A 23,225-nucleotide genomic window follows, 5' to 3' on the forward strand; every position below is an offset into this window, starting at 1 on the left:
TCCCTATGCCTGGGCTCCGGGGTAGACCGTAGGATTTTGGGGGCCGGTTCTTAAGGACGAGACCTCTTACGGTTAACCTTTAGAGAGCTTGATATGTTGACAGTCAATGAAAATCGTAGCGCCACGCAGGCTGTTGTTTTGGCGGGGGGCGGGGGCGAATCCCATGGCCTCACGAACGTACCGCGTTCTCAGGACCTGTCGGGTGCGGGTGGGCAGTCATCGGTTACAGGCGTGCTACGTCAGCGCGGCGGGCAACTGACCCAACTCAGGCTTGAGCAACCCTTGGTACGCCACAAACGGGCGGACTTATCGGCTGAAACCGGGCGCAACGTCGCGGTTTATCCAACGGTCGAGGCCGCGAAAAAAGCGGATGCCAGCCTGCAAAGTAACCTCACCCACTATTTGCTTACAGGCAGGCTCAAGATTTACCCCTTTCCTCCAGATGCGTCGATTCGTCCCTTCATGGATGCCTTTGTCGACGCCGCGCGCGAGCCACGGGTCCAGGCTTGGTTGCAGTCCAAGGGGTTGGATTTGGCGACGATGCGTGTTTTCAGCGACGGCGTTGAAGGCCCGGTGTTGATTGATGGCAAACACGTTACGCGAAGATTTACGACGACGGATGGTTCCGGTTGGTGGGAGGTGGGCGCAAACCTCAGTGAGGCAGCGAAAATGCTGCGCCCGGATAATGGGGGCGTTTTACTGCCGGGTGACTATGCGGTCCCATTCCGTGATTTAGATGCGGTCCTTCATTTTTACGGCGTGGAAATGTCCAGCCCTTCAGAAAATAAAAAGCAGATCGGCGAGCGGCTAAAAGAACACGGCTGGCCGGCCATCGCCAATGAGAAACGTACCGACTGGCGGCAACAGTTCGAGCAACTGACGCAAAATCACAGTGACGTCGCCGATCGCTCGCAGCTGGCGTCAAACCTGCAAGCACTGGTCAAAGGCAAGAGCGAGGGGGACACGCTCCCCTTGAGCAGCCAGCCCGCGCTCGTTTCCCCCGGATCGACGCTGGCGCAGAAAAGCCTGCTACCCCGTGAGCGTTTGGTTGAGTGGCTGCTACTGCCGGCGTTCAAGGCCTTCATCGAGAAGATTGGCTTGGCGGCTGCGGATAACGTTTACCGGATAGCCGACGGGAACCTTGAACTGCGCGACTCCGCCAATCAATGGATCTCCTTGCAAGTCTTTCTGGACGATGAGATCAGCAAGGTCTCTGCAGGCGGTAGCCCGGCCGAGAAAGCGGCGGTCAACACCCTCAATCACGATTTCAACCAACTGGTAGAGATGAGCGGGGTAACCGGGAACGTTCTGTATTCCCAGCCCCTGTATGACATGCGACAGATGCTGGCGTTCTCCGGGTTGGGTAGCCCCGAAACGGTTGCCCAGGTGAACTCGGCCATTGGCTGGTTGACGATCAAGCTGCCGCCTTCGCCAATGGCGGGTGACTATGCCGGTTTGTCGCCCTATAACTGGCGCCCTGGGGGGCTGTCTGCGGGTGATTTCACCGCGTTGAAGGTGGCGGCCGCCGCGGCTGGCTCGGTGACTCAACTGTTGACCAACTACATGGCCGGGGAGGGCTTGCCGAATGATCCGGACCTGCAACTGCAACGGTTTTTCGACTCGCCCCAAGCAGTCGTCAAGGCCCAAGCGTTGGCGCAGCAACTGAACATGGTGGAGGTCAGGGACGGCGCTCCGCTGCCAAAGGCAATCCGTCATCAACTCCTGGCAGCCGCGATCAAGGCCAGCGTCAGCGATGAGGTGCCAGGCAAGCCGGGCGTGGTTGCCGGCTACGAAATCTATCAACCCGGCAACCTTGGTCGCGCAATGCGTGACGTGCGCGACGACATTCAAACGCAATTGAAAACCAAGGGTGCCGACGTCAGGACCGCGCCCTTGATCGCCCATTTGATGTTGGCACAAGCTGCTCCAGAGTTTCTGCTCAAACCTGATCCCAACCTGTCGGTAGACGCGCCTGAGTCGCTTAAGCTGTCTCCGGGGCTGGTGAGCATTGGGTCGACAGCCTGGATGAACCTGCGCCAGGGTTGTGAAATAGCGGAAAAACTGGGAGGGGCAGGCAGTTCGCGGGCATTGAACATCGCCGAAGCCCAGGCGCTCACCCGGCTCAACCCCATGGGGCCGGATCACGAGGTGCTTTTCAAGTGCCTCGGCGTATCGCCACTGCTGGATTGGGCGGTGATGAGCGGTGTGTTTCCGAAAAGATCCGATGGACTCTATTCACCTGGGGATTACAGCGCAGCCGCCCAGGCGTTTGCCGATCGCGAGAGCGTTACGCTTGCTGCGTTCCAGAGCTTGACGAGGGAACCCCCCACTCAGATGAGCCTGTTGATTGATCAATTGGTTGTGCTGTTTCCCGAAATGACCCGAGAGGAGATCGCCGCGTTCAAGCTGGAGCTCGATACCGACAAGCCGTTCAATCCCAGAAATGAGGCGCACCTGGAAACGCGTACTCCGTTACTGACTGAATTGATCCTGACAGAACAAGCTAAGTTGGACCCATTTCTTGCCTTCCAGAAGTGGCTGAACGATACAGTGTCCGGGGTGAAGAAATATACATTCACCCACCCCAGAGTCTCTCAGGAAACCTTCAACGAAAGAATCAAGCAACTGCCCATCATCGAGCCGCTGGTTGCGCCGGCCGTGAAGCAATACTTGGCTGACCAGCGTAAAGCCCAGGAAACAGTGATCAAGCTGATGATCTCCAATGCCCCCCTGGATGTCCGGCAGGGATTGGAGAATGGCGATGTGGAAATCTTCACTTTGCGTGAGGAGACCGGAGACCCCCTGGCACAGGACGATGGGGAAAGCTCGAACGTTGCCGAAAAGAGGGCCAGGCAGGGGGTGTTGTTACGCTACAAAGACGAGGGGTCGAACGGCTGGTTCACCTATCTGGAAATGTTCCCGGGATCAATGAAGGTGTCCAAGCGCTTTATGCTGTTCTCAACGCTCAAGTTGGACGGCGTGGTTGAAAAAGGCTTCGTACCCTACGGTCCTTTCGCCTACGTAGAAATGGACTTTCGCAAGGCAACACTGGTTGACTTCGACCTCGACGCCTACAAGACCGGCAGCGCGCCGCGCACGGGAGTGCGGACTAACGCCATTGTTGAAAAGTTCGGGAGGACCTTGCCGGGTCAGACGGAATCGAGGAGGTCGGTCGGCACGGCGCGTTCTGTGCCCAACAGTTGGGCGTCGAGAAAAACGAACGATATCGCCAAGGCCATCGTCGATGCGACGTTCAAGGAAGAGTCTGGGCCGTTGATGGAGTACGCCAACCAGCCGACAGCGCTGAATACAAGACGCAGCTACCCATTTGATTCCGGAAAGATCTTCACCAAGGAAAACCTGAAAATGGTGTTAAGCCTTATCCCATTCGTGGGCGGCCTCGCTGATATCGCCGATGGGAACATTGGCGCAGGGGTCAAAGGGTTGTTGATCGACTTTGCATCATTCATCGTGACCGGCGGGGTGTCCGGCACAAGACGTTTTTTCAGTGGGTTCAAGGCGCTTGTTCCCTTCAGCGGCCGTGCATTCAGGATGGTGGCTGCGAAAGAGGCAGCACCTTTCTTTCGCAGTTTGTTCAATCCACTGGATGGCTTTTCGGATGTGCTCCGAATCGGCCCGAAGGCAATGGGTGCAGCCCAGCGGGTGATGAAGGGCGAACTGGTTTCTGTCGGACGAGGTTTTTTTCTGACGACCACGGCCTTTGAGAAATGCCGCTGGGGGATAGGGGCCTACAACGCGTTATCACCTCTGCCCGAGAGCCGTGCATACCCGGGAAGCCAGATGGGCGCGAGTCAAAATCAGCCGTTATCCGCCGTGAAACTCGGCGTTGACTGGTACGCCATTGACCCGATCACGCAAAAGCCGACCGGCACGCCGCTTGAACATTTCACGCCAGACACGCCTGCAGGGTAAACATGCGCAAGCCTCGTCCATGCATTGCAACACGGTCGCAATGCATGGACGAGGACTTGTTATCAGTTCAGGCCCAGCTTGCCACGCAGGGTTGACAGGTCTTCAGCCAAGGTGTTGACCGGGCCCACCAGGGCCTTGCGGTCGTTTTCCTTGACCTTGTCGTAGGTCTCGAAACCACCGTCCTTGGTCTTGTACTTGGCCAGGATCTTGTCCACGGTGGCGAAGTTCTTGTCGACCTTGGCCAGGAAGGCTTTGTCTTGTTTCTCGATCTGGCCACGGAACAGGTCGACGATTTTCTTCGCCCCGTCGATATTGCCCTGGAAGTCATACAGGTCGGTGTGGCTGTAGCGGTCTTCTTCGCCGGAGATCTTGGTGGCGGCGACTTCTTCCAGCAATGCTGCGGCACCGCCCACGACTTTCTCAGGCGGGAAGGTCAGACCATCGACGCGGGTCTTGAGATCGTTGACGTCGGTGTTGAGCTTGGCGGTCAGCGTTTCCAGGCCCTTGGTGGTGTTCTGCGAGAACAGCGCGTATTCGATACGGTGGAAGCCGGTGAAGTCTTCGGCGGTCACGCCTTTTTCGTGGTCGTCGACGCGGGAGTCGATGGACGCATCAAGGTCGCTGAACAGCTCGGCGATCGGCTCGATGGACTCATAGTGCACGCGGGTCGGCGCGTAGAGCTTCTTGGCGGTGGCCAGGTCGCCTTTGTTGATGGCGTCAGTGAAGGCTTGGGTCTGGGTGACCAGCTCGCCGATTTCTTCGGTGACGTAGATTTTGTAGTCCGACACCGGCCCTACCAGGTCCAGCGGCGCGGTAGCGGCGAAGGCTGCCAGCGGCGAAAGGGTCAGCAATAACGACAACGCGATAGACGACTTTTTCATGGGACGATTTCCGCTCTGGGTTTGTTTTAGGTCTGGGCAGTGGTTTGAGGGTGCGTTGCAGTCAGCAGCGTGCGCCCGATGAAATCCTTCGGCCCCGTGACCCCCGGCAAGGTGAAGAAGTACCCGCCACCGACCGGCTTTAGGTATTCCTCCAGGGGCTCGCCGTTGAGCCGGGTTTGCACGCTGATAAAGCCTTTCTCCAGGTCAGCCTGGTAGCAGATGAACAACAGCCCCATGTCCAGCTGACCGTTTTTGTTGACGCCGTTGGAGTAGTTGAACGGCCGGCGCAGGATCAGGTTGGCCTGAGTCTGCGGGGTGCGCGGGTTGGCCAGGCGGATGTGGGCATCGAGCTTGGTCACTTTGCCTTCGGGGTCCTTGCTGTAGTCGGGCACCTGGGTCTCTTTGTCGCCGTCCATGGGCGCACCGGTCGGCTTGATGCGGCCGATGATGCTCTCCTGTTCTTGCAGCGGGGTACGGTCCCAGCGCTCGACGAAGTTGCGGATGATGCGCACGGCCTGATAACTGCCGTTGGCCGCCCAGGCCGGTTCGTCGCTGCCCGGTTGTACCCACACAATCTGGTCCATGGCCTTGGCATCGTTGGAGTTCGGGTTGGCCGAACCGTCACGAAAACCCAGGAAGTTGCGCGCGCTCTGCGCAGGCTCGCCGGGTTTGCTCGGCGCTTGGGGCGGCACGCTGCCTTCCTGCTTCCAGCGCACCAGCAGCAAGTCCGGAAGATTCTTCACGATGTCGCGCAGGGCGTGGATATTGGTGTCCGGCGTGTTGGAGCTCAATTGCAGGCTCAGGTCGCCGTGGCACTGCGCCGGTTCCAGTGCATCGTTGGGGAAGCCAACCATGCGGCTCAGGCGCTTGGGCTTGACTGCGGTGAGGCCGAAGCGCTCATCGAACAGTGACTCTCCGACGGACACGGTAATGGTCAGGTTGTCCGGCGTGACCACCGGGCCGAGGATGCCGGAGTCGGTCGGCGGCAGCTTCGGATCGACTTGCGGCACGGTGCCGCCGGTCATCAGGAAAGCGATGCGTTCGTTCAGGGTGCGGAACAGGCGCTCCAGGTCTTCACGATCACTGGCCAGCACATCGAACGCCACGAGCATGCCGCAGGCTGGGCGCGGCGTGACGATACCGCTCTGGTGCTTGCCAAAAAAATCGTGGTGGTCTTGGGTCTTGTCGCTGCGCGGTGCGGTGGTGACTTGCTCGGCGGCCATGGCCGGGCAGGTCAGGGTGCTGCCGGCAATGGCGGCGCCGGTGGCGGCCATGCCCAGCAGGACACGGCGGCGAGTAAGGTCAAATTGTTCTGAATCACTCATGTTTGCGGTCGTCTTCACTGCAGGCCGGAGAGGCCAAGGGCGGGGTCGATTCCATCGAGTGCAGCGGCCAGAGCCTTGGCCTTGTCGGCGATCTGCTTGCGCTGATCGTCGGTTACGCTGTCGTAGCGGCGGTACTGGCCGTCGACTTTCAATTCGTTGAGTTGGCTGTCGAAGGCCGTGAGAGCGCTGTCGACTTTAGGCAGCAGGTCTGCGGCAGACTTGGTCAGCAAAGGGCGCATCAGGTCGACGACTTTGTGGGCGGCCTCCAGGTTGGCGGCGAAACCGTTCAGGTCGACGTGGCTGTAGCGCTCTTCTTCACCGCTGATGGCACGTACATCGGCCAGGCTGTTGAGGTTGCGCACCACAATGCTGACCAGTTGCTCCGGCGGTAGCGACTGGGCGAGCAGTTGTTGCTTGAGGGTGGTGACGTCGGTCAGCAGACGCTGAGCAACCGGCGCCAAGCCATCGAGACTGCGTTGCTGGAACAGGCTGTATTCCAGGCGATGGAAGCCGCTGAAGGCCGGGTCCTGCTCGCGCTTTTCAAAGTAGTCGGCGCGGGCGTTGATCGCGTTGTCCAGCTCGGCCAGGCGTTGCGATGCGGGGGCCAGGCGTTGGTAAGCCTCGCGCGCCGGAACATAGAGCGCTTGAGCCTGGGCCAGCTCGCCGGCGTCGACGGCCTGTTGCAAGGCGGTGACGGCCTTGACCAGTGCGCTGCCTTGGCTGCTCAGGTACACGCGGAATTCCGACAATGGCCCGATAAACGCCACCATCGACGGCTTGGCCTTGGCTTGCGCATCGGACTCGGCGGTCGGCGTTACGTGCAAGGTGCCGCGCGGGTTGCTCAGCAGGCCGCAGGTGATCGCGTAGTCGCCGGGCAGCAGGTTAGCGTTGATCACCTGGCTCAGGCCGGGGGCGATGTTTTCGCGCTCTTCGACCACTAGCACGCCGTCGAGGATTTCCCATTCCACCGCACGGTCGGAGCGGTTGATGATGCGAAAGCTGGCGCGGCCGGCGGGCACGGTCAGTTCATTCGGTTCGCAGGCGCGGCCATGGATGGTCACGGCGATTTCATTGTGGTTGGTCTGGCGCTTGCTGGCCGCCAGTTGCGAGGCGTAATAGAACAGGCCTCCAGCGGCGATCATCACGACCACCGAGCCCGCCACGGCCCAGCGCAGGGCGCGGGGTGGCGAGGACGATTGAGGAGTAGGGTTGGACAAGAGGCGGTCCTTACTGGTTGGCAACAGAAGAAGGTGAGGCGGCAGGCTTGGACGGTGCGGTGGGCAGGAAGAACATCACCAGGGCTACCACCAGGTAGATCAGGTAGGCGCCGAGGGTGCTGATGGTGGGCGCTTCCTGATAGCCGAACATCCCGGCCAGCACCGAGCCCAACGGGCTGTCCATGGGCAGCGCGGCGCTGAAGTCGAACAGCACGGTTTGCAGGTGATTCCATACCCCCGCTTCGTGCAGGGCTTGCACCGAATTGGCCAGGATGCCGGCGGCCACCACGAGGATAAACAAGCCGGTCCAGCGGAAAAACGCGCCCAGGTTCAGGCGCATGCTGCCGGTGTAGATCAGGAAACCGACGATGATCGCCAGGATCAAGCCGAGCAGGGCGCCAATCGGCGCGCCTGGGCCTTCACTCTGTTGGAACACGGCCAGCAGGAAGAACACGGTTTCCAGGCCTTCGCGGGCCACGGCGAAAAACACCATGAGGATCAGCGTGGTGACCTGGTGCTTGGAACCGGCCAACGCGTGATCGAGAGATTCGTGCAGGGAATGCTTGATGGAACGCGCCACCTTGCGCATCCAGAACACCATGGAGCTGAGGATGCCCACGGCGACCAGGCCGACGATGCCTTCGAACAATTCCTGTTGTTTTTGCGGGAACTCGGCGCTGACCAGTTCCAGGCCACCACCGACCAACAGGGCCAGTGCGGCGGCGAGAAATACGCCGATCCATACGGCCGGCATCCACTGGCCACGGCCGGTCTGTTGCAGGTAGCTGGCGATAATGCCAACGATCAATGCGGCTTCAATGCCTTCGCGCAGCATGATGAGGAAAGGAACGAGCATTCGGCACCGCGTGACAACTAGATAGGGTGCTAAGTTGTAACATAATGATACTCATTGCTAAACAACAATTCTTGACGTTTGCTGAACAGTGGCTGAACGGTGGTGGCAAAGCGCATCCGCCCTTATGATGCGTGCCATTCTTTGCGCAGCTTTGGATACGCGGTCCACCATGTCGGAAAAAGACACCATCTCTATTCACCTTGTGCGCGAAGCCTTGCTACAAAGCTGCGCGCCGGGGGCGACGAGTGCCGAAGTGCTGCACAAAGCCGGGATTGACCCGCAGTGGCTGGCCGAGCCTGCCGCGCGGGTTTCGGCCACCACCTACGCACGGCTGTGGCGCCTTTTGGCACGGCGCACCGATGATGAGTTCTTCGGTATGGACCCGCGCAAGCTCAGGTCCGGCAGCCTGGCGTTTCTCTGCCGCGCTGCAATGGCGCAGCCAACGCTTGCCACCGCCCTGGAGGCCGGGCTGGAGTTCCTGTCACTCATGCTGGAGCGACTGCCCGCTGAGTTGGTGCGTCAACAAAGTCTGGCGGAGATCGTATTGGTCGAGCCCGAGGCTGAACCTAATCGGGCCTTCACTTACTTCACTTACTGGATGATCGTCCACGGTGTCGCGTGCTGGTTGGCAGGACGACGTATTCCAATCCTGGCGATAGAGCTGCGCTGCGCAAAGCCGGAATTCTGTCACGACTACCAGGTGATGTTTTCCGACAACCTGCGTTTCGACCGACCCCGCACGCGGATGATCTTCTCTGCCGACTGCCTGGACCTGCCGATCAAGCGTACCCCGGAAGAACTCAAGCGTTTCCTGGCCCATGCACCGGCCAATATCCTGGTCAAGTACCGCGACCCCGACAGCCTCGCCACGCGGATCAAACACGATTTACGCCAAATGCCCCCCGAAACCTGGCCGGAAACCGAAGGCCTCGCGGTGAGCCTGTGCATCTCGGCCTCAACCTTGCGCCGTCGCCTGGCGGAGGAAGGGCAGACCTATCAGGGGCTCAAGGACAGCGTGCGTAAGGAATTGGCGATTGTGTGGTTGGCGGAGCCGCAGATCAGCTTTGCCGAGATTGCGGCGCGGCTGGGGTTTGCTGATACGAGTTCGTTTTATAAGGCGTTTCGTAAGTGGAGTGGGTCGAATCCGGGGCATTACCGGAGTTTGATTCTGGGTGAAGCTGGTTAATCAAGGACCAAAAAAAGCCCCGTGACCGAATGGATCACGGGGCAAAAAATTGGCTGGATGCGACCAACCAAAGGAGCTCTTTACATCACTTGGCGCTGGCGACCACCGTATCCGGCTTCCAACCACCACCCAGCGCCTTGTAGATCGCGACGATGCCGCGATACAGGTCCACTTCGGCCTGGGCCTGGGAGTCTTCGGCGGCCAGGCGCTCACGTTGCGCGTCGAGCAATACCAGGAAGTCCACGGTGCCTTCGCGATAGCGGATCGCGGCCAGGTCGGCGGCGGCGCGGCTGGATTCGCTTTGGCGGATCAGCGAAACCAAACGTTGCTGGCGCTTGCCGTAGTCGCTGAAGGCGTTCTCGGACTCTTCCAGCGCCAACAACACTTGCTGCTCGTAGGTTGCCAGGGCGCCATCCGCCTCGGCATCGGCGCCGCGCAAACGGGCGCGCACGCTGCCCAGGTCGAAGGCTGCCCAGGTGATGCTTGGGCCCAGGGCCCAGGCATTCGCGGCGGACGAGCCGATCTGCGAGCCGCGCCCGGCGGTGAAGCCGAGGAACCCGCTGAGGCTGACCCGTGGGAACAGGTCGGCCTTGGCCACGCCGATACGCGCGGTGGCGGCGGCCAGTTTGCGTTCGGCGCTGAGGATGTCCGGGCGACGTTGCAGCAGTTGCCCTGGATCGCCGATCGGCAACGCCTTGGCAATCGCCGGCAGGTCTTTAGGGCCCAGGTCGACGGTCAGCTTGTCCGGACGCTGGCCGAGGAGGGTAGCGATGCGGTTACGCTCGCGCACTTCCTCGGCCTGTAGTTGCGGCACGCTGGCTTCGACTGCCGCGAGGCGTGCGTCGGCACGCTCCACGTCGAGTTGGTCGCCCACACCGGCATCCCGCAGGCTGACCGTGATGGTGCGCGATTCCTGCTGGTTCTTCAGGTTGTCCAGGGCAATGCGTTCACGCAGTTGCGCGCCACGCAGTTGGCCGTAGGCATCCACCAGTTCGGCAATCATGGTGACTTGCAGTTGGTACAAGTCAGCCTCGGCGGCTTGCTGGTCGGCGTCGGTGGCTTCCAGGTTGCGCTGGATGCGGCCGAACAGATCCAGTTCCCAGGCCATGTCCAGGCCGAGGTCGTAACGCTCGGTCTTGACGCGGCTAGTGGTCTGGCCCGGGATCTGGCCTTTGCCCTGGTCACTGCTGACCCGGCTGGTGATGGTCGGCATGGCGTCATTGCTGGCGTCATCGCGGATCGCACGCGCTGCCCGTAGGCGGGCAAAGGCGACGCGTAGATCCCGGTTACCTTGCAGCGACTGGGTCACCAACTGGTTGAGGGTCGGGTCTTCGAACTGCTGCCACCAGATGCCTTCGAACTTGGCGTGGTCATACTGCTTGGCATCGGCAGCGGCCGTGATGTTTGCCGCCTCCGGGGTCTGGGCTTTGTAGTCCGGGCCTACGGCACAGGCGCTCAGCGCCAGTACCAGCAAGCTCGGCAGGAATACTTTCACACTCATTGCTGTGTCTCCAGCTTCAAGGCCTTGGCCGCTTTGCGTGCCTCTTGGCGCTCCACATAGCGACGGATCAGTACGTAGAACACTGGCGTCAGCAACAGACCGAAGAAGGTCACACCGATCATCCCGGAGAACACCGCCACACCCATGGCATGACGCATCTCGGCACCGGCACCGCTGGACAACACCAGTGGCACCACACCCATGATGAAGGCGAACGAGGTCATCAGGATCGGCCGCAGACGCAGACGGCAGGCTTCCAGTACCGCAGCGAGCGGGTCGAGGCCTTCTGCCTGTTTGTCCTTGGCGAACTCGACGATCAGAATCGCGTTCTTACACGCCAGGCCCACCAGTACGATCAAGCCGATCTGGGTGAATATGTTGTTGTCGCCACCCGAGATGATCACCCCGGTAATCGCCGACAGCAGGGTCATCGGTACGATCAGGATCACCGCCAATGGCAGGCTCCAGCTTTCGTATTGGGCGGCCAGTACCAGGAACGCCAGCAGTACGCAGAGCGGGAACACGAACAGTGCGGTGTTGCCCGAGAGGATTTGCTGATAAGTCAGGTCGGTCCACTCGTAGGTCATGCCGTTGGGCAGTTCTTCTTTCAGCAGTTTCTCGATCGCCGCTTCAGCCTGGCCCGAGCTGTAGCCCGGTGCAGCGTTGCCGTTGATTTCTGCGGTGATGAAGCCGTTGTAGTGCATCACGCGGTCCGGCCCGGAGGTGTCGCTGACCTTGATGAAGGTCGCCAGCGGGATCATCTCGCCTTTGTTGTTGCGCACTTTCAGCTGGCCGATCTGGTCTTCGTCCAGGCGGAACTGCTGCTCAGCCTGCACGTTGACCTGGTAGGTCCGGCCGAAGCGGTTGAAATCGTTGGCATACAACGAGCCCAGGTAGATCTGCAGGGTGTCAAAGATGTCGCTGATCGCCACGCCGTGGGTCTTGGCCTTTTCACGGTCGATGGCGGCATCGACCTGGGGCACGTTGACCGTGTAGCTGGTGAACAGGCCGAACAGTTCCGGCGTGGTGCGGCTCTTGGTGATGATGTTCTGCACTTCTTTGTACAGCTCGTCGTAACCCAGGTTGCCACGGTCTTCGATCTGCAGGCGGAAACCACCAATCGTACCCAGGCCCTGTACCGGCGGCGGTGGGAAGATCGCCATGTAGGCTTCCTGGATGCTGCTGTACTTGCCGTTCAGTGCACCGGCAATCGCTCCGGCAGACATGCTCGGGTCTTTACGCTCGTCGAACGGTTTCAAGGTCACGAACACGATGCCGCTGTTCGGGCTGTTGGTGAAACCGTTGATCGACAGGCCTGGGAAGGCCACGGCGGCTTCCACGCCCGGCTGTTTCAGCGCGATGTCGGACATGCGCTTGATCACGTCTTCGGTGCGGTCCAGGCTTGCGGCGTCCGGCAATTGGGCGAAGGCCACCAGGTATTGCTTATCCTGGGCCGGTACGAAACCGGTCGGGGTGTGGGCAAAACCGAACCAGGTCAGCACCATCAAGCCCGCATACAGGAACAACGCGATACCACTGCCGCGAATGACCCGACGCACGGTGCCGACGTAGCCGTGGCTGGCTTTGTCAAAGAAACGGTTGAACGGTTTGAACAACCAGCCACCGAAGAGCTTGTCGAGAACCTTGGAGAAACGATCCTTCGGCGCGTCATGGCTGCGCAGCAACACGGCGGCCAGGGCAGGGGACAAGGTCAGCGAGTTGAACGCCGAGATCACCGTCGAGATCGCAATAGTCAGGGCGAACTGTTTATAGAACTGTCCGGTCAAGCCGCTGATGAATGCAGCCGGGATGAACACCGCACACAGCACCAACGCGGTGGCGATGATCGGGCCGGTCACTTCGCTCATGGCTTTTTCAGTGGCCGGGAACGGTTCCAATCCCAGCTCGATGTTCCGCTCGACGTTCTCCACCACCACGATGGCGTCGTCCACCACGATACCGATCGCCAGTACCAGGCCGAACAGCGACAGCGCGTTGAGCGAGAAGCCGAACAGGTGCATCACCGCAAACGTACCGATTAACGATACCGGCACCGCCACCAACGGAATGATCGAGGCGCGCCAGGTCTGCAGGAACAGGATCACCACCAACACCACCAGGATCAGCGCTTCGAACAGGGTGTGCACCACCGCTTCGATGGAGCCGCGCACGAAGATGGTCGGGTCATAGACGATGCTGTAGTCCATGCCTTGCGGGAAGCTCTTTTTCAGCTCTTCCATCTTGCCGCGCACTTCGTTGGAGATCTCGATCGCGTTGGAACCTGGGCGTTGGAAGATCGGGATCGCCACGGCCGGCTGGTTGTTCAGCAACGAACGCAGGGCGTATTGGCTGGAACCCAGCTCAACCCGTGCGATGTCTTTGAGGCGGGTGATTTCACCGTTATCGCCGGAGCGAATAATGATGTTCTCGAACTCTTCCTCGGTCACCAGGCGACCTTGGGTGTTCACCGACAACTGGAACGCGGTAGCGGTCGGGGCAGGTTGTGCACCCAGGGCACCGGCGGCCACTTGACGGTTCTGCTCACGGATTGCCGTCACCACGTCAGTGGCCGTCAGGTTGCGCGAAGCGGTCTTGTTCGGGTCCAGCCATACACGCAGGGAGTAGTCGCCCATACCGAACAGTTGCACATCACCCACACCGCCCAGACGCGCCAGCTCATCCTTCACGTTGAGCAAGGCGTAGTTGGACAGGTAGAGCATGTCGTAGCGCTGATCCGGGGAGGTCAAGTGCACCACCATGGTCAGGTCGGGGGAGGCCTTGTCCACGGTGATACCGATGCGCGTCACTTCCTCAGGCAGTTTCGGCTGAGTCCGAGTCACGCGGTTTTGCACTTGCACCTGCGCGTTGTCCAGGTCGGTGCCCAGGGCGAAGGTGATAGTCAGGGTCAGCTTGCCGTCGGCGGTCGACTGCGAGGACATGTACAACATGTTCTCGACGCCGGTGATCGCCTGCTCCAGCGGCGCGGCCACGGTTTCACCGATGACCTTGGGGTTGGCGCCCGGGAAGTTGGCACGCACCACGACGGTCGGCGGCACCACTTCCGGGTATTCGCTGATCGGCAATTGGAACAGCGAGATCGCGCCGGCAATCAGGATCAGCAGCGAAAGCACCGCTGCGAAGATCGGCCGCGAAATGAAGAACTTGGAAAAATTCATCTTGAGTCGTATCCCTTAACCGCGTGGAGTCGCAGCGCTGGCAAGTTTCGGCGCGGCTTTATCCGGCGTTACTTGTTCCAGGTTGCTGGCTTCAAGCGCTTGTCGTTGTTGGGCCAAGGCGGCGAGGGTTTCCTTGCTGGCCATCGGAATGGTTTCCGGAGCGACCGGCGATCCTGGGCGCACGCGTTGCAGGCCCTTGACGATGATGGTGTCTTCTTTATTGAGGCCGCTGCGCACGATGCGCAAGCCTTCGATTTTCGGCCCCAGTTCTACCGAGCGATACGCCGGCTTGTCGCCTTCCATCACCAGTACGAACTTCTTGCCGAGGTCGGTGCCGACGGCTTCGTCGTTGATCAACACGGCGGAGTAGGTGCCGCTGCCGACCAGCTTCAGGCGGGCGTACAGGCCAGGGGTGTATTCGCCCTTGCTGTTGTCAAACACGGCGCGACCACGGATGGTGCCGGTGGCCGGGTTGACCTGGTTGTCGACGAAGTTCATCTGGCCAAGGTGCGGGTTGCCGGTTTCGTTGGACAGGCCCAGGTACACCGGGGTGGTCGCACCGCGACGGCCTTGGCGAGCCAGTTCGGTGTACTTGAGGAACACGCGTTCATCGGCATCGAAGTAGGCGTAGACCTTGTCGGTGGAGACCACACTGGTCAGCGCGGTGACATCAGCGGTCACCAGGTTGCCGGCGGTGATTTCGGCACGGCTGACACGGCCGCTGATCGGCGACGTGACGCGGGTGAAGCTCAGGTTCAGCTTGGCCAGGTCCAACTGCGCCTGGATCCCGGCGACAGCGGCGCGGGCTTCCTGAGCGGCGGTGGTGCGCGAGTCGGCCAGTTCGGCGGAAATCGCATTGCTCTGGCGCAGGCGTTCGCCACGCTGGGCTTCGTTATCGCTACGGGTGGCGGCGGCGCGGGTTTGTTGCAACTGAGCTTCAAGGCGACGCACTTCAGCCTGGAACGGACGCGGGTCGATCTGGAACAGCAGGTCGCCTTTCTTGACCAAAGCGCCTTCGGTGAAAGCGACTTGGTCAATCTGGCCAGAGACCCGAGGACGGATCTGCACGGTTTCCGGGGCTTCCAGACGACCGGTGAACTCATCCCACTCGTTGACCGGTTGTTCCAGCACCTTGGCCACGCTGACTTTGGCAGCTGGCATGGCGGCCGCTTGTTCCGGGGTCTTGCCGCACGCGCTCATCACCACCACGGCCAAAATCGCCAGGGGGAAGCGCAAATGTTTGAGTGACTGTTCCATGAGGTGCATCCGCCAATGTATTTGAGATGGGCGGATCATGCGCGGCGATGTGCTATGTCACGAATCGAATGAAGCAAAGGTAACTATCATTCGGAATGATATAAGCGCGAGATTAGCCCTCTAGCATGGGGGTTTCGTTAGGGGGCTATCAATAGGCGTGATGACAAAGGACCGTTGCATGGACTGCAAGGAACTCGCGCGCTCGCCGGTGTTCTCGCGAGCGCGCCTTGATTATGCGGCCCTTGTGGCGACGTGTCGGCCAGGGATCGCAGCAATCAATTCACGGGTGTATTCGTTGGCGGGGTGGTTGAAGATCCGTTCCACGCTGCCTTGTTCGACTACCTTGCCATTGCGCAACACCAGCACCTCATGGGCAAAGTTGGCCACCACCGAGAGGTCATGGGACACCAGCACATACGCAATGCCCATCTCCCGTTGCAACTCTTCCAACAAATCAAGAATGTGCGCCTGCACCGAGACATCGAGTGCACTCACCGGCTCGTCGAGCAGCAACAGGTCCGGCTTCAACGCCAGGGCCCGGGCGATGGCGACGCGTTGGCATTGGCCGCCGGACAATTCGCGTGGCAGGCGGTCCAGGTAGCTGGCTGGCAGGTGTACGCGGGAAATCAACTCGCGGGCGGCCTGTTCCAGCGCGGGTCCCTTGAGCAGCCCGAATGACACCAACGGCTCGACGATGCTATCGAACACCGTGAAACGCGGGTCCAGCGCGGCAAATGGGTTTTGTTGCACCAGTTGCAGGCGCTGGCGCAGCGGGCGGAAGTCGCGCCAGCTCAGGTGCGTGACATCCTGTTGTTCGAACCAGACCTGGCCTTGGCTCGGTTTCTCAAGGCCCAGGGCGATGCGCAATGCGGTGCTTTTGCCCGAGCCTGATTCGCCGACGATGGCCAAGGTCTGGCCGGGGTACACCTGCAGGTTGAGCTCTTCCAGCGCCACGAAAGTCGAATGCTCACCCTTTACCTTGGGCAGCGCAAAGGTCTTGCCGACGTTTTTCAGGCTCAGGATGGGTGGCTGCGTCGGATCAACCCGCACCAGCGGTTCGCGACGCTTGGCGAACGCGGGCGCGGCGGCGATCAGTGCGCGGGTGTAGTCGTGTTGCGGCGCGTCGAGAATCTGCCGCGGCGCGCCCTGTTCGACCAGTTCGCCTTGTTGCATCACCAGGATCCGGTCGGCGCGGTCGCTGGCCACGCCGAGGTCGTGGGTGATGATCAGCAGCGAAATCCCACGCTCGCTGACCAGGCGTTGCAGGTGGTCGAGGATCTTGCGCTGCACGGTGACGTCGAGGGCGCTGGTGGGCTCGTCGGCGATGATCAGGCGCGGGTTGCCGGCCAGGGCAATGGCGATCAACACGCGTTGGCGCATGCCGCCGGACAGTTCATGGGGATACTGGCGTGCGCGCAGCACGGGCTTGTCGATACCTACCTGTTGCAGCAGCTCGACAATGTCTGCATCCACAGCGGGGTAGCGTTTGCCCTTGGCCAGAATCAGCGCCTCGGCGATTTGCTGGCCCACGCGCAGCGTGGGATTGAGGCTGACCATCGGGTCCTGGGGCACCAGGCCGATGGTGCGGCCGCGCAAGGCACGCTTTTGGCGTTCACTGGCGTGGGTCACGTCCTGGCCGTCTACCCACAGTTGGCCGGCGGTGATCTGCGCACTGTCCGGCAATAGACCCAGGATAGCGTTGGCCAGGGTCGATTTGCCCGAGCCGGACTCGCCGACAATCGCCACGGTTTCGCCCTGGGCGACGCGCAAGGACAGGCGATTGACCGCCGTGTTGCCGTGCCGATAGCGGACACTGAGTTGGCGAATATCCACTAAAGCATTCATCGCTGGGTTTCCTCGAAGGTGCGGGCGATATGGTTGAGACTGAACACCACGGCCACCAGGAACAGGCCTGGTAGCAGGGACACCCACGGGGCGGTGATCAGGAAGTGTCGGCCATTGGCAATCAGCGTGCCCCATTCGGCGGCAGGGGGCACCGCGCCAAAACCGAGGAAGCTCAGCCCGGCAGTCGCCAGGATCGCAGCGCCAAAGTCGAGCGTCGCCAACACCGCCACCGGGCCCCAGGCATTGGGCAGGATGTGGCGCAGCAACGTACGCCCCCAACTTGCACCGCCCAGGCGCGCGGCTTCCACATAGGGCAAAGTCTTGACCCGTAACACCTCGGCGCGGGTGGTGCGGGCGAACCCCGGAATGATCCCGACGCCCACCGCGATGGCCACCGGTACGGTGCCGAAGCCGATCGCCGTGACAATCGCCAGGGCCAGCAGCACGCCGGGCAAGGCCAGCAGGACATCGACGAAGCGCATGATCACCGAGTCGATACGCCCGCCGGCAAAACCCGACAGAATGCCCAGCCCTAAGCCGCCCAATAGGGCGATGCCGACGGCCAGCGAAGCGGCCAGCATCGACAGGCTCGAACCATAAACCACCCGGGTAAATAGGTCGCGGCCCAGTTCATCGGTGCCAAACCAGTGGGTGAGGTCTGGCGCGCGTAGCTTGTCGACAGGCGAGGTGGCGTAGGGGTCATAGCTGCTCAGCACGTGTGGCGCCACGGCTGAAATCAGTGCGAACAGCACCAGCAACAGTGCCAGGCTGAAACCAGGCCGTCGCAGCAAGGGCAACAACACTGCCGTCGCGCGCTGCCATCGGCTGCGGCGACGCCACAGCGGTTGGCTGGCCGTAAGGGAGGTACTGCGCAGATTCTGCTCAAGGATGGTCATGGTCTAGGACACCTTTGGCGTGTGGGAGATGCGCGGGTCGAACCAGGGGTAAAGCAGATCGACCAGCAGGTTCACCAATACAAAGGCCGCAGCCGACACCGCGACGATGGCCAGCACCACCGGGATATCCTGGCGCAACACGGCTTCCTGGGCCAGCCGGCCAATGCCGGATCGCGCAAAGATGGTCTCCACCAGCACCGCGCCGGACACCGTATTGCCGACCTGTAAGCCGATCAGGGTCAGGATCGGCAGCGCGGCGTTCTTGAACCCATGGCGCGCCTGCACCTGACCCCGGCTGAGGCCTTTGGCGTAGGCGGTGGTGATGTAGGACTCTTTCCAGACACCCTGAAAACTGCGTTGCAATACCTGGGCGTACACCGCCGCACTGGGAATGGCCAGCGTCACGGCCGGCAGCACCAAGCTTTCGAAGCCCCGGCTGCCGGTGGCGGGAAACCAGCCCAGGCCAAAGGCAAACACCTGGATCAACAACAACCCCATCCAGAACACCGGCACCGAAAAGCCCAGAGACGGCAAGCGCGTCATCGCTTTCTTCAACGGTTGCCAGCGGATATAGGCGGTCAGGTAAGCCAGGCCAATGCCGCCAAGCAACGACAGGACGATAGCCAGGCCCGCCAGGGACAAGGTTTGCGGCAGGCGTTCAACCAGTAGTTCGGCCACTGGACGGTTGAGGGAAAGTGACTGGCCGAAGTCACCGCGAACCGCCCCCCACAACAAGTCGAAATACTGTTCGAATACACCCTTGTCCAAGCCGTAGTAAGCCCGCGCCTTTGCCAGGTCTTCCACCGACAGCGCGTCAGCCTCCATGCCTGAGGCGCTGAGCATCAGTGACAGCGTGTCGCCCGGCAGCAGATAAAGGATGAAATACGTGATGCTGTAGGCACCCCACAACACCAGGAGCGCCTGGCCGACCCGACTGATCAGGTAGCGGCTCATGGTGTGCCGATCTCGATATCACCCAACAGCGCAAAACCCTCGGCGGTCCAGCGGAAATTTTTCACCTTGGGCGAGGTTGCCGCCTGCCACACGCGCTCGTAGATCGGGAACGCCGAGCTTTCGTCAATCAGCAGGTCTTGTAGATCACCATAGGCGGCTGCGCGCTGCGGGGTCTGGGTGGCGGTGATGCCGGCATCAAACAACGCCTTGGCTTTATCCAGTACCGCCGGTTCGAAGGTGTTGGTCGCCACGGTGGAACTGTTGGCGCTGCGCGGATCGAGGATGGTTTGCAGGATGATCGGGTCGGCGCGGGTCATGTAGTTGATGGTCAGGTCGTAGTTGCCGGCGGAGTTGTTGGCGACCCATTCGGCGCGGGTGACCACGCTGAGTTTCAACTCGATGCCGACCTTGCGCAGTTGGTCCTGGATCAGCACGTCGCCGGCAGTCTCGGCCGGGCTGATGTTGTAGCTCAGGCTCAGGCGCTTGCCGTTTTTCTGCCGGTAGCCGTCCGCGCCCTTGGCCCAGCCGGCCTGGTCGAGCAGGCGCTCTGCACCGGCCGGGTCATAACCGAGCTTGGCGGCCTGGCTTTTGACATACGGCGTGGTCACATCAAACACGCCGTCCACCACTGGGAATTCGGCGTTGTACACCGTGCTGGCGTAGCTCTTGCGATCAATCGACTTTTGCACGGCCAGGCGCACGTGTTTGTCAGCCAGCAGGCGCTCGCCACGGGTGTTGGGGAAGAGGTTGAGCGCAGGGCCCGGCAACGAACGGCTCTGGATCGTCGCGCCCTTGGACTGAAACAGCTTCAGGTCAACTTCGGAGAACGGGTTGCGCGGCCACAGGATGTCGGCCTTGCCTTGCAGGAACAGGCCGTTTCGTACGCTTTCCTCGGGGATGTAGCTGATGTCTACCGCGTCCAGGTGCGCTTCGCCCTGGTTTTTCATATTGGCCGAAGCCCAAGCGTAGCCCTTGCGCTTGGTCAAATGTGCGCCGACTTCCGGCGTGTAGCTGGCCAATACGAACGGCCCGGTGCCGATGATCTTGCCCAGGGAACGCTCTTTCACCGTCAGTGCGTAGGAGGCGGGCGCGAGGATCGCCAGGTTGGTGGTGGAAGTCGCCTGCAGGAAACCCGCGTTGGGCTTGGACAGCACCAGCTTGACGGTGAAGTCATCGACCACTTCGGCATGGTCGTAACCTGCCAGGTAGGTGGCGCCGAAGGTGGCGGGTAGCTCGGTGGCGAGTGCTTTGTCGCTGTCGAACGCGGTTTTCACTGCCTTGGCATCGAAGCGCTCGCCATTGCTGAAGGTGACGTCCTCACGCAGGTGGAAGGTATAGGTCAGCGCGTCGTCACTCATCTCCCAACTTTTGGCCAGCCAGGGGATGATCTTGCCGGTCTCCGGGTTCTGGTCGGTCAAAGACTCGGCGACATTGCGCAACAGCACGCGGTGTTCCAACCAATACACCTGGAACGGGTCGACGCTGACCAGGGTGGTGTTGTCGCCAAAAAACGCGATGTTCAAGGTTTTGCCCGCCTGGGTGTCAGTCCCGGGCGAGCAGGCGGCGAGGCTCAGCGCCAAGGCGCAGGGGGCCAACAGACGGCTCATCAAGTTGGAGGTATTCAATGGGGTGCCCTCAGGTGGCGTTTGGATCAGAAGTCGTAGGCGAGCTTGGTGTACCAGTAGCCGCCGCCGGGGTAGAACGGCGGGTTGCCATAGGCGGCCAGGCCGAGGTTGCTGTAAACAGCGTGCTTGTCGGGGCGTACGTCGAAGATGTTGGTGCCGCCGATGCTGACGGTGAGGCTGTCGACGAAGGTGTAGCTGATGTCCAGATCGGTGATCCACTTGGCGCCGAAGCTGCGGTCGCCGCTCGGGTTGACCGCCAGTGTCTTGACCGCGCCGTAACGGGCGGTTTGCAGGTTGACTGCCAAGTCCTCGACCTTCCAGTTGGCGCCCAGGATCCATTTGGTCTTGGGTGACGCGTCGGTCAGGTCGCCTTCACGGTCACGGCCCACCAGGGTCACGCCTGAACCGGCCAGCGCACCCGGCGTGTCACGTGTGCCTTCGATGGTGGTCTTGTTCCAGTTGAATCCCAGGCTCCAGCGCACATCGCCCCAGGCGTCCAGTGGCGTGGTGTGGTCGGCGACCACGTCCAGGCCCTTGGTGCGGGTGTCGAACGCGTTGGTGTAGTAGTTGACCCAGGTGCCAGTGGGCACGCCTTGGGCGGCGAGGATAGCGTTGATCGCGCCGTTGCCACGGTCGTAGATATTGCTGGTCAGGGCGATGCGGTCGTCGATGTCGATCAGGTAGGCATCCGCGGTGACGCTGGTGCGTGGCGCCGGTTGCCAGGTCAGGCCCAACCCGAGGTTGCGCGACTTCTCCGGCTTGAGGTCATCGCCACCGAGGGCTTTGGCCAGGTTGCTGCCGGACGGGGTCAGGCGGGTTACGGCTGGCACCACGTTGCCGTTCGCATCGATGGCCACACGGTTATCGGCCACGGTGTAGCCGATCTGGGTCAGGGACGGTGCACGGAAACCGGTGCCCACGGTGCCGCGCACGGCCACGGTGTCGGTCAATTCATAGCGTGAGTTCAGTTTCAGGCCGAAGGTGTTGCCCGAGTCATCGTCGTAATGTTCCACGCGGCCGGCGACGTCGAGGAACCAACGGTCGGTGAGGTCGAAACCCAGGTCCAGGTAACCTGCGTAGTTATTGCGGATCAGGCTCACTTCGTCTTCCGGGCGAATCGTCACGGCGGCCTGCGCGCCGGAAGCGGCAGGGTAGGTGCCGGTGATATAGGCCTCGCGGTCGCCAGCGAACGTACTGAAATGCTCCCAACGATGCTCCAGGCCGGCCGAGACCTGCACCGGCGGCGTCAGGTTGAACAGGCTGTCGTAGCGGCGGGTGAAGTCCAGGTTGTTGACCCATTGCTCGAAGCGGAAGGTCGCCAGGTTATCGAACTTGGTCGGTGACGCTGTGCCCAGCGATGGGTTGATGTTGAGGTCGCTGGAGTGGTGCACGTTGTTGCGCCCGTAGGTGGTGCTGAGGTCCCAGTTCCAGTCGGCCACCAAACCCTTGCCGCCGAACAGCAGTTGGTAGTCGCGGTCCTTGATGTTATTGAGCGGGAAGTAACCGTCCGGAAAAACCTCGGGCACTGCGGCCGTGCCGGTGGGCAGGCGGAAGTAGTTGGCGGCCTCGGCATCGCGTTCGCCGTAGGTGGAGAACGAATACAGCGTCAGGTCTTCCAGCGGCAGTTCGGCGTTATAGGCCAGGTTGAAGGCCTTGAGATCCGGGTCGCCGTTCTTGATCGCGACGCGATCCCACGCAGCTTCCTTGGCCGGGTCGCTGAACGCCCGCACGCTGCTGTCCGCCTTGTCGTTCCAGGAAGCGTTGCCGCGTTTGCGCGCATCGGCCGAGAAGTGGAAAAAGCCGCCCTGGCCCAGTTCGAAGCCTTGGTCACCCGCGACCTTGATGGTCTCGCCCTGGCCGGAATAGAGCTGGCCGTAACTGGTTTCCAGGTGGCCGCCACTCTTGGTGTTCTTGAGGATGATGTTGATCACGCCCGCCACCGCGTCGGAGCCGTATTGTGCGGCAGCGCTGTCTTTGAGCACTTCGATATGGTCCACCGCGCTGACCGGGATCAGGTCGATGTCAACCGCATTCGCGCCACTGTTGTCGATCGAGCCGCGCTGTCCCGTCGCGCCGTTGTGGCGGCGCTTGCCGTTGACCAGCACCAGCGTGTAGGCCGGGCCGAGGCTGCGGTTGCTCAGGGGACGTGTCACTGAGTTGTAGCCGGCGATGTTGGTGCCGAAGTTGAACGATGGCAGCAGCTTGGCAATTGCCTCGGACAGCTCGGCGCGACCGGTCTTGAGCAGTTGGTCGCTGTTGATCACATCGATGGGCGCCGGGCTGTCGGCCACCGTGCGCTCCTGGCCGCGCAGGCCGGTGGAGATCACCGTCACGGTGTCGAGCTTGGCGTCTTCGGCGAAGGCAGGCGCCGCTGCCATCAGCACGGAGCTGGCCAAGAGTGACAGGTGAAATTTGTTAAGGGAGGTGGGGAGTGCGATGTCTGGCATGGAGGCGACCTGAGGGATAGGGAATACGTCCTCCGCCAGGTATGGGGTCGGTCTGTGGAGCGAAGATAATCCTATAAAAAACCTGAGTGAAAGGCTATTTTGGAATAAGCTAATTATCAGTTAATA

At 61.3% G+C, this 23,225-nt stretch carries 14 protein-coding genes; 2 read left to right on the plus strand and 12 right to left on the minus strand.

All coding sequences use genetic code 11. From position 1 onward, the window contains the following. Positions 1-93 precede the first annotated feature (93 nt). The gene (locus tag EJ576_RS09215) at positions 94-3,933 is read left to right on the plus strand and encodes a hypothetical protein (RefSeq protein WP_126570135.1); all 3,840 of its coding nucleotides are present in this window, start codon (positions 94-96) and stop codon (positions 3,931-3,933) included. Between the two features lie 62 nt (positions 3,934-3,995). Here the strand turns inward: EJ576_RS09215 and efeO (EJ576_RS09220) are convergent, their stop codons facing one another. Genes efeO (EJ576_RS09220) through efeU form a run of 4 tightly spaced genes read right to left on the minus strand, consistent with a single transcriptional unit; the run spans position 3,996 to position 8,212 of the window. Beyond that, positions 3,996-4,814, minus strand: a complete 819-nt coding sequence (efeO, locus tag EJ576_RS09220) for an iron uptake system protein EfeO (RefSeq protein ID WP_123477282.1) — start codon at positions 4,812-4,814, stop codon at positions 3,996-3,998. A gap of 26 nt (positions 4,815-4,840) precedes the next feature. After that, entirely contained in the window at positions 4,841-6,139 is a 1,299-nt protein-coding gene (gene efeB, locus EJ576_RS09225; RefSeq protein ID WP_126570138.1) for an iron uptake transporter deferrochelatase/peroxidase subunit, read from the minus strand. A gap of 14 nt (positions 6,140-6,153) precedes the next feature. Continuing rightward, the gene (gene efeO / locus EJ576_RS09230) at positions 6,154-7,356 is read right to left on the minus strand and encodes an iron uptake system protein EfeO (RefSeq protein ID WP_126570141.1); all 1,203 of its coding nucleotides are present in this window, start codon (positions 7,354-7,356) and stop codon (positions 6,154-6,156) included. A gap of 10 nt (positions 7,357-7,366) precedes the next feature. Next, positions 7,367-8,212 (minus strand): iron uptake transporter permease EfeU, encoded by an 846-nt coding sequence (efeU, locus tag EJ576_RS09235; RefSeq protein WP_126570142.1) that lies wholly within the window; start codon positions 8,210-8,212, stop codon positions 7,367-7,369. A gap of 169 nt (positions 8,213-8,381) precedes the next feature. On the opposite strand from efeU, the gene EJ576_RS09240 reads away from it, so the two are divergent. Further along, positions 8,382-9,398 (plus strand): AraC family transcriptional regulator, encoded by a 1,017-nt coding sequence (locus EJ576_RS09240; protein ID WP_126570144.1) that lies wholly within the window; start codon positions 8,382-8,384, stop codon positions 9,396-9,398. Between the two features lie 85 nt (positions 9,399-9,483). Here EJ576_RS09240 and EJ576_RS09245 read toward each other — a convergent pair whose 3' ends face one another. The 8 genes from EJ576_RS09245 to EJ576_RS09280 form a co-directional block, all read right to left on the minus strand. Next, a complete protein-coding gene (locus tag EJ576_RS09245; protein WP_126570146.1) occupies positions 9,484-10,899 on the minus strand; it encodes an efflux transporter outer membrane subunit in 1,416 nt (471 codons plus the stop codon). Then, the gene (locus EJ576_RS09250; RefSeq protein WP_122726871.1) at positions 10,896-14,075 is read right to left on the minus strand and encodes an efflux RND transporter permease subunit; all 3,180 of its coding nucleotides are present in this window, start codon (positions 14,073-14,075) and stop codon (positions 10,896-10,898) included. The genes EJ576_RS09245 and EJ576_RS09250 overlap by 4 nt, the downstream gene beginning before the upstream one ends. A gap of 15 nt (positions 14,076-14,090) precedes the next feature. Continuing rightward, positions 14,091-15,332: a multidrug efflux RND transporter periplasmic adaptor subunit MexE gene (mexE, locus tag EJ576_RS09255; protein WP_122726873.1), complete on the minus strand. Its 1,242-nt coding sequence runs from the start codon at positions 15,330-15,332 to the stop codon at positions 14,091-14,093. 231 nt (positions 15,333-15,563) lie between these two features. After that, a complete protein-coding gene (locus tag EJ576_RS09260; RefSeq protein WP_126570148.1) occupies positions 15,564-17,177 on the minus strand; it encodes an ABC transporter ATP-binding protein in 1,614 nt (537 codons plus the stop codon). Continuing rightward, entirely contained in the window at positions 17,174-18,073 is a 900-nt protein-coding gene (locus tag EJ576_RS09265) for an ABC transporter permease (protein WP_122726877.1), read from the minus strand. Before EJ576_RS09265 ends, EJ576_RS09260 begins: the two co-directional genes overlap by 4 nt. A gap of 3 nt (positions 18,074-18,076) precedes the next feature. Then, positions 18,077-19,027, minus strand: a complete 951-nt coding sequence (locus EJ576_RS09270; protein WP_126570151.1) for an ABC transporter permease — start codon at positions 19,025-19,027, stop codon at positions 18,077-18,079. Further along, positions 19,024-20,634, minus strand: a complete 1,611-nt coding sequence (locus tag EJ576_RS09275) for an ABC transporter substrate-binding protein (protein ID WP_178083537.1) — start codon at positions 20,632-20,634, stop codon at positions 19,024-19,026. The genes EJ576_RS09270 and EJ576_RS09275 overlap by 4 nt, the downstream gene beginning before the upstream one ends. A 44-nt stretch (positions 20,635-20,678) precedes the next feature. Further along, a complete protein-coding gene (locus tag EJ576_RS09280; protein WP_126570155.1) occupies positions 20,679-23,099 on the minus strand; it encodes a TonB-dependent siderophore receptor in 2,421 nt (806 codons plus the stop codon). Positions 23,100-23,225: the final 126 nt, after the last annotated feature.

Source organism: Pseudomonas sp. C 49-2, assembly GCF_003970195.1.
Lineage (GTDB): Bacteria > Pseudomonadota > Gammaproteobacteria > Pseudomonadales > Pseudomonadaceae > Aquipseudomonas > Aquipseudomonas canadensis.

What these genes read in the sequence shown, in the direction of transcription:
- EJ576_RS09215 (WP_126570135.1), top strand. Translation starts at nt 94, where the DNA reads ATGTTGACAGTCAATGAAAATCGTAGCGCCACGCAGGCTGTTGTTTTG.
- efeO (WP_123477282.1), bottom strand. Translation starts at nt 4,814, where the DNA reads ATGAAAAAGTCGTCTATCGCGTTGTCGTTATTGCTGACCCTTTCGCCG.
- efeB (WP_126570138.1), bottom strand. Translation starts at nt 6,139, where the DNA reads ATGAGTGATTCAGAACAATTTGACCTTACTCGCCGCCGTGTCCTGCTG.
- efeU (WP_126570142.1), bottom strand. Translation starts at nt 8,212, where the DNA reads ATGCTCGTTCCTTTCCTCATCATGCTGCGCGAAGGCATTGAAGCCGCA.
- EJ576_RS09240 (WP_126570144.1), top strand. Translation starts at nt 8,382, where the DNA reads ATGTCGGAAAAAGACACCATCTCTATTCACCTTGTGCGCGAAGCCTTG.
- EJ576_RS09245 (WP_126570146.1), bottom strand. Translation starts at nt 10,899, where the DNA reads ATGAGTGTGAAAGTATTCCTGCCGAGCTTGCTGGTACTGGCGCTGAGC.
- EJ576_RS09250 (WP_122726871.1), bottom strand. Translation starts at nt 14,075, where the DNA reads ATGAATTTTTCCAAGTTCTTCATTTCGCGGCCGATCTTCGCAGCGGTG.
- mexE (WP_122726873.1), bottom strand. Translation starts at nt 15,332, where the DNA reads ATGGAACAGTCACTCAAACATTTGCGCTTCCCCCTGGCGATTTTGGCC.
- EJ576_RS09260 (WP_126570148.1), bottom strand. Translation starts at nt 17,177, where the DNA reads ATGAATGCTTTAGTGGATATTCGCCAACTCAGTGTCCGCTATCGGCAC.
- EJ576_RS09265 (WP_122726877.1), bottom strand. Translation starts at nt 18,073, where the DNA reads ATGACCATCCTTGAGCAGAATCTGCGCAGTACCTCCCTTACGGCCAGC.
- EJ576_RS09270 (WP_126570151.1), bottom strand. Translation starts at nt 19,027, where the DNA reads ATGAGCCGCTACCTGATCAGTCGGGTCGGCCAGGCGCTCCTGGTGTTG.
- EJ576_RS09275 (WP_178083537.1), bottom strand. Translation starts at nt 20,634, where the DNA reads ATGAGCCGTCTGTTGGCCCCCTGCGCCTTGGCGCTGAGCCTCGCCGCC.
- EJ576_RS09280 (WP_126570155.1), bottom strand. Translation starts at nt 23,099, where the DNA reads ATGCCAGACATCGCACTCCCCACCTCCCTTAACAAATTTCACCTGTCA.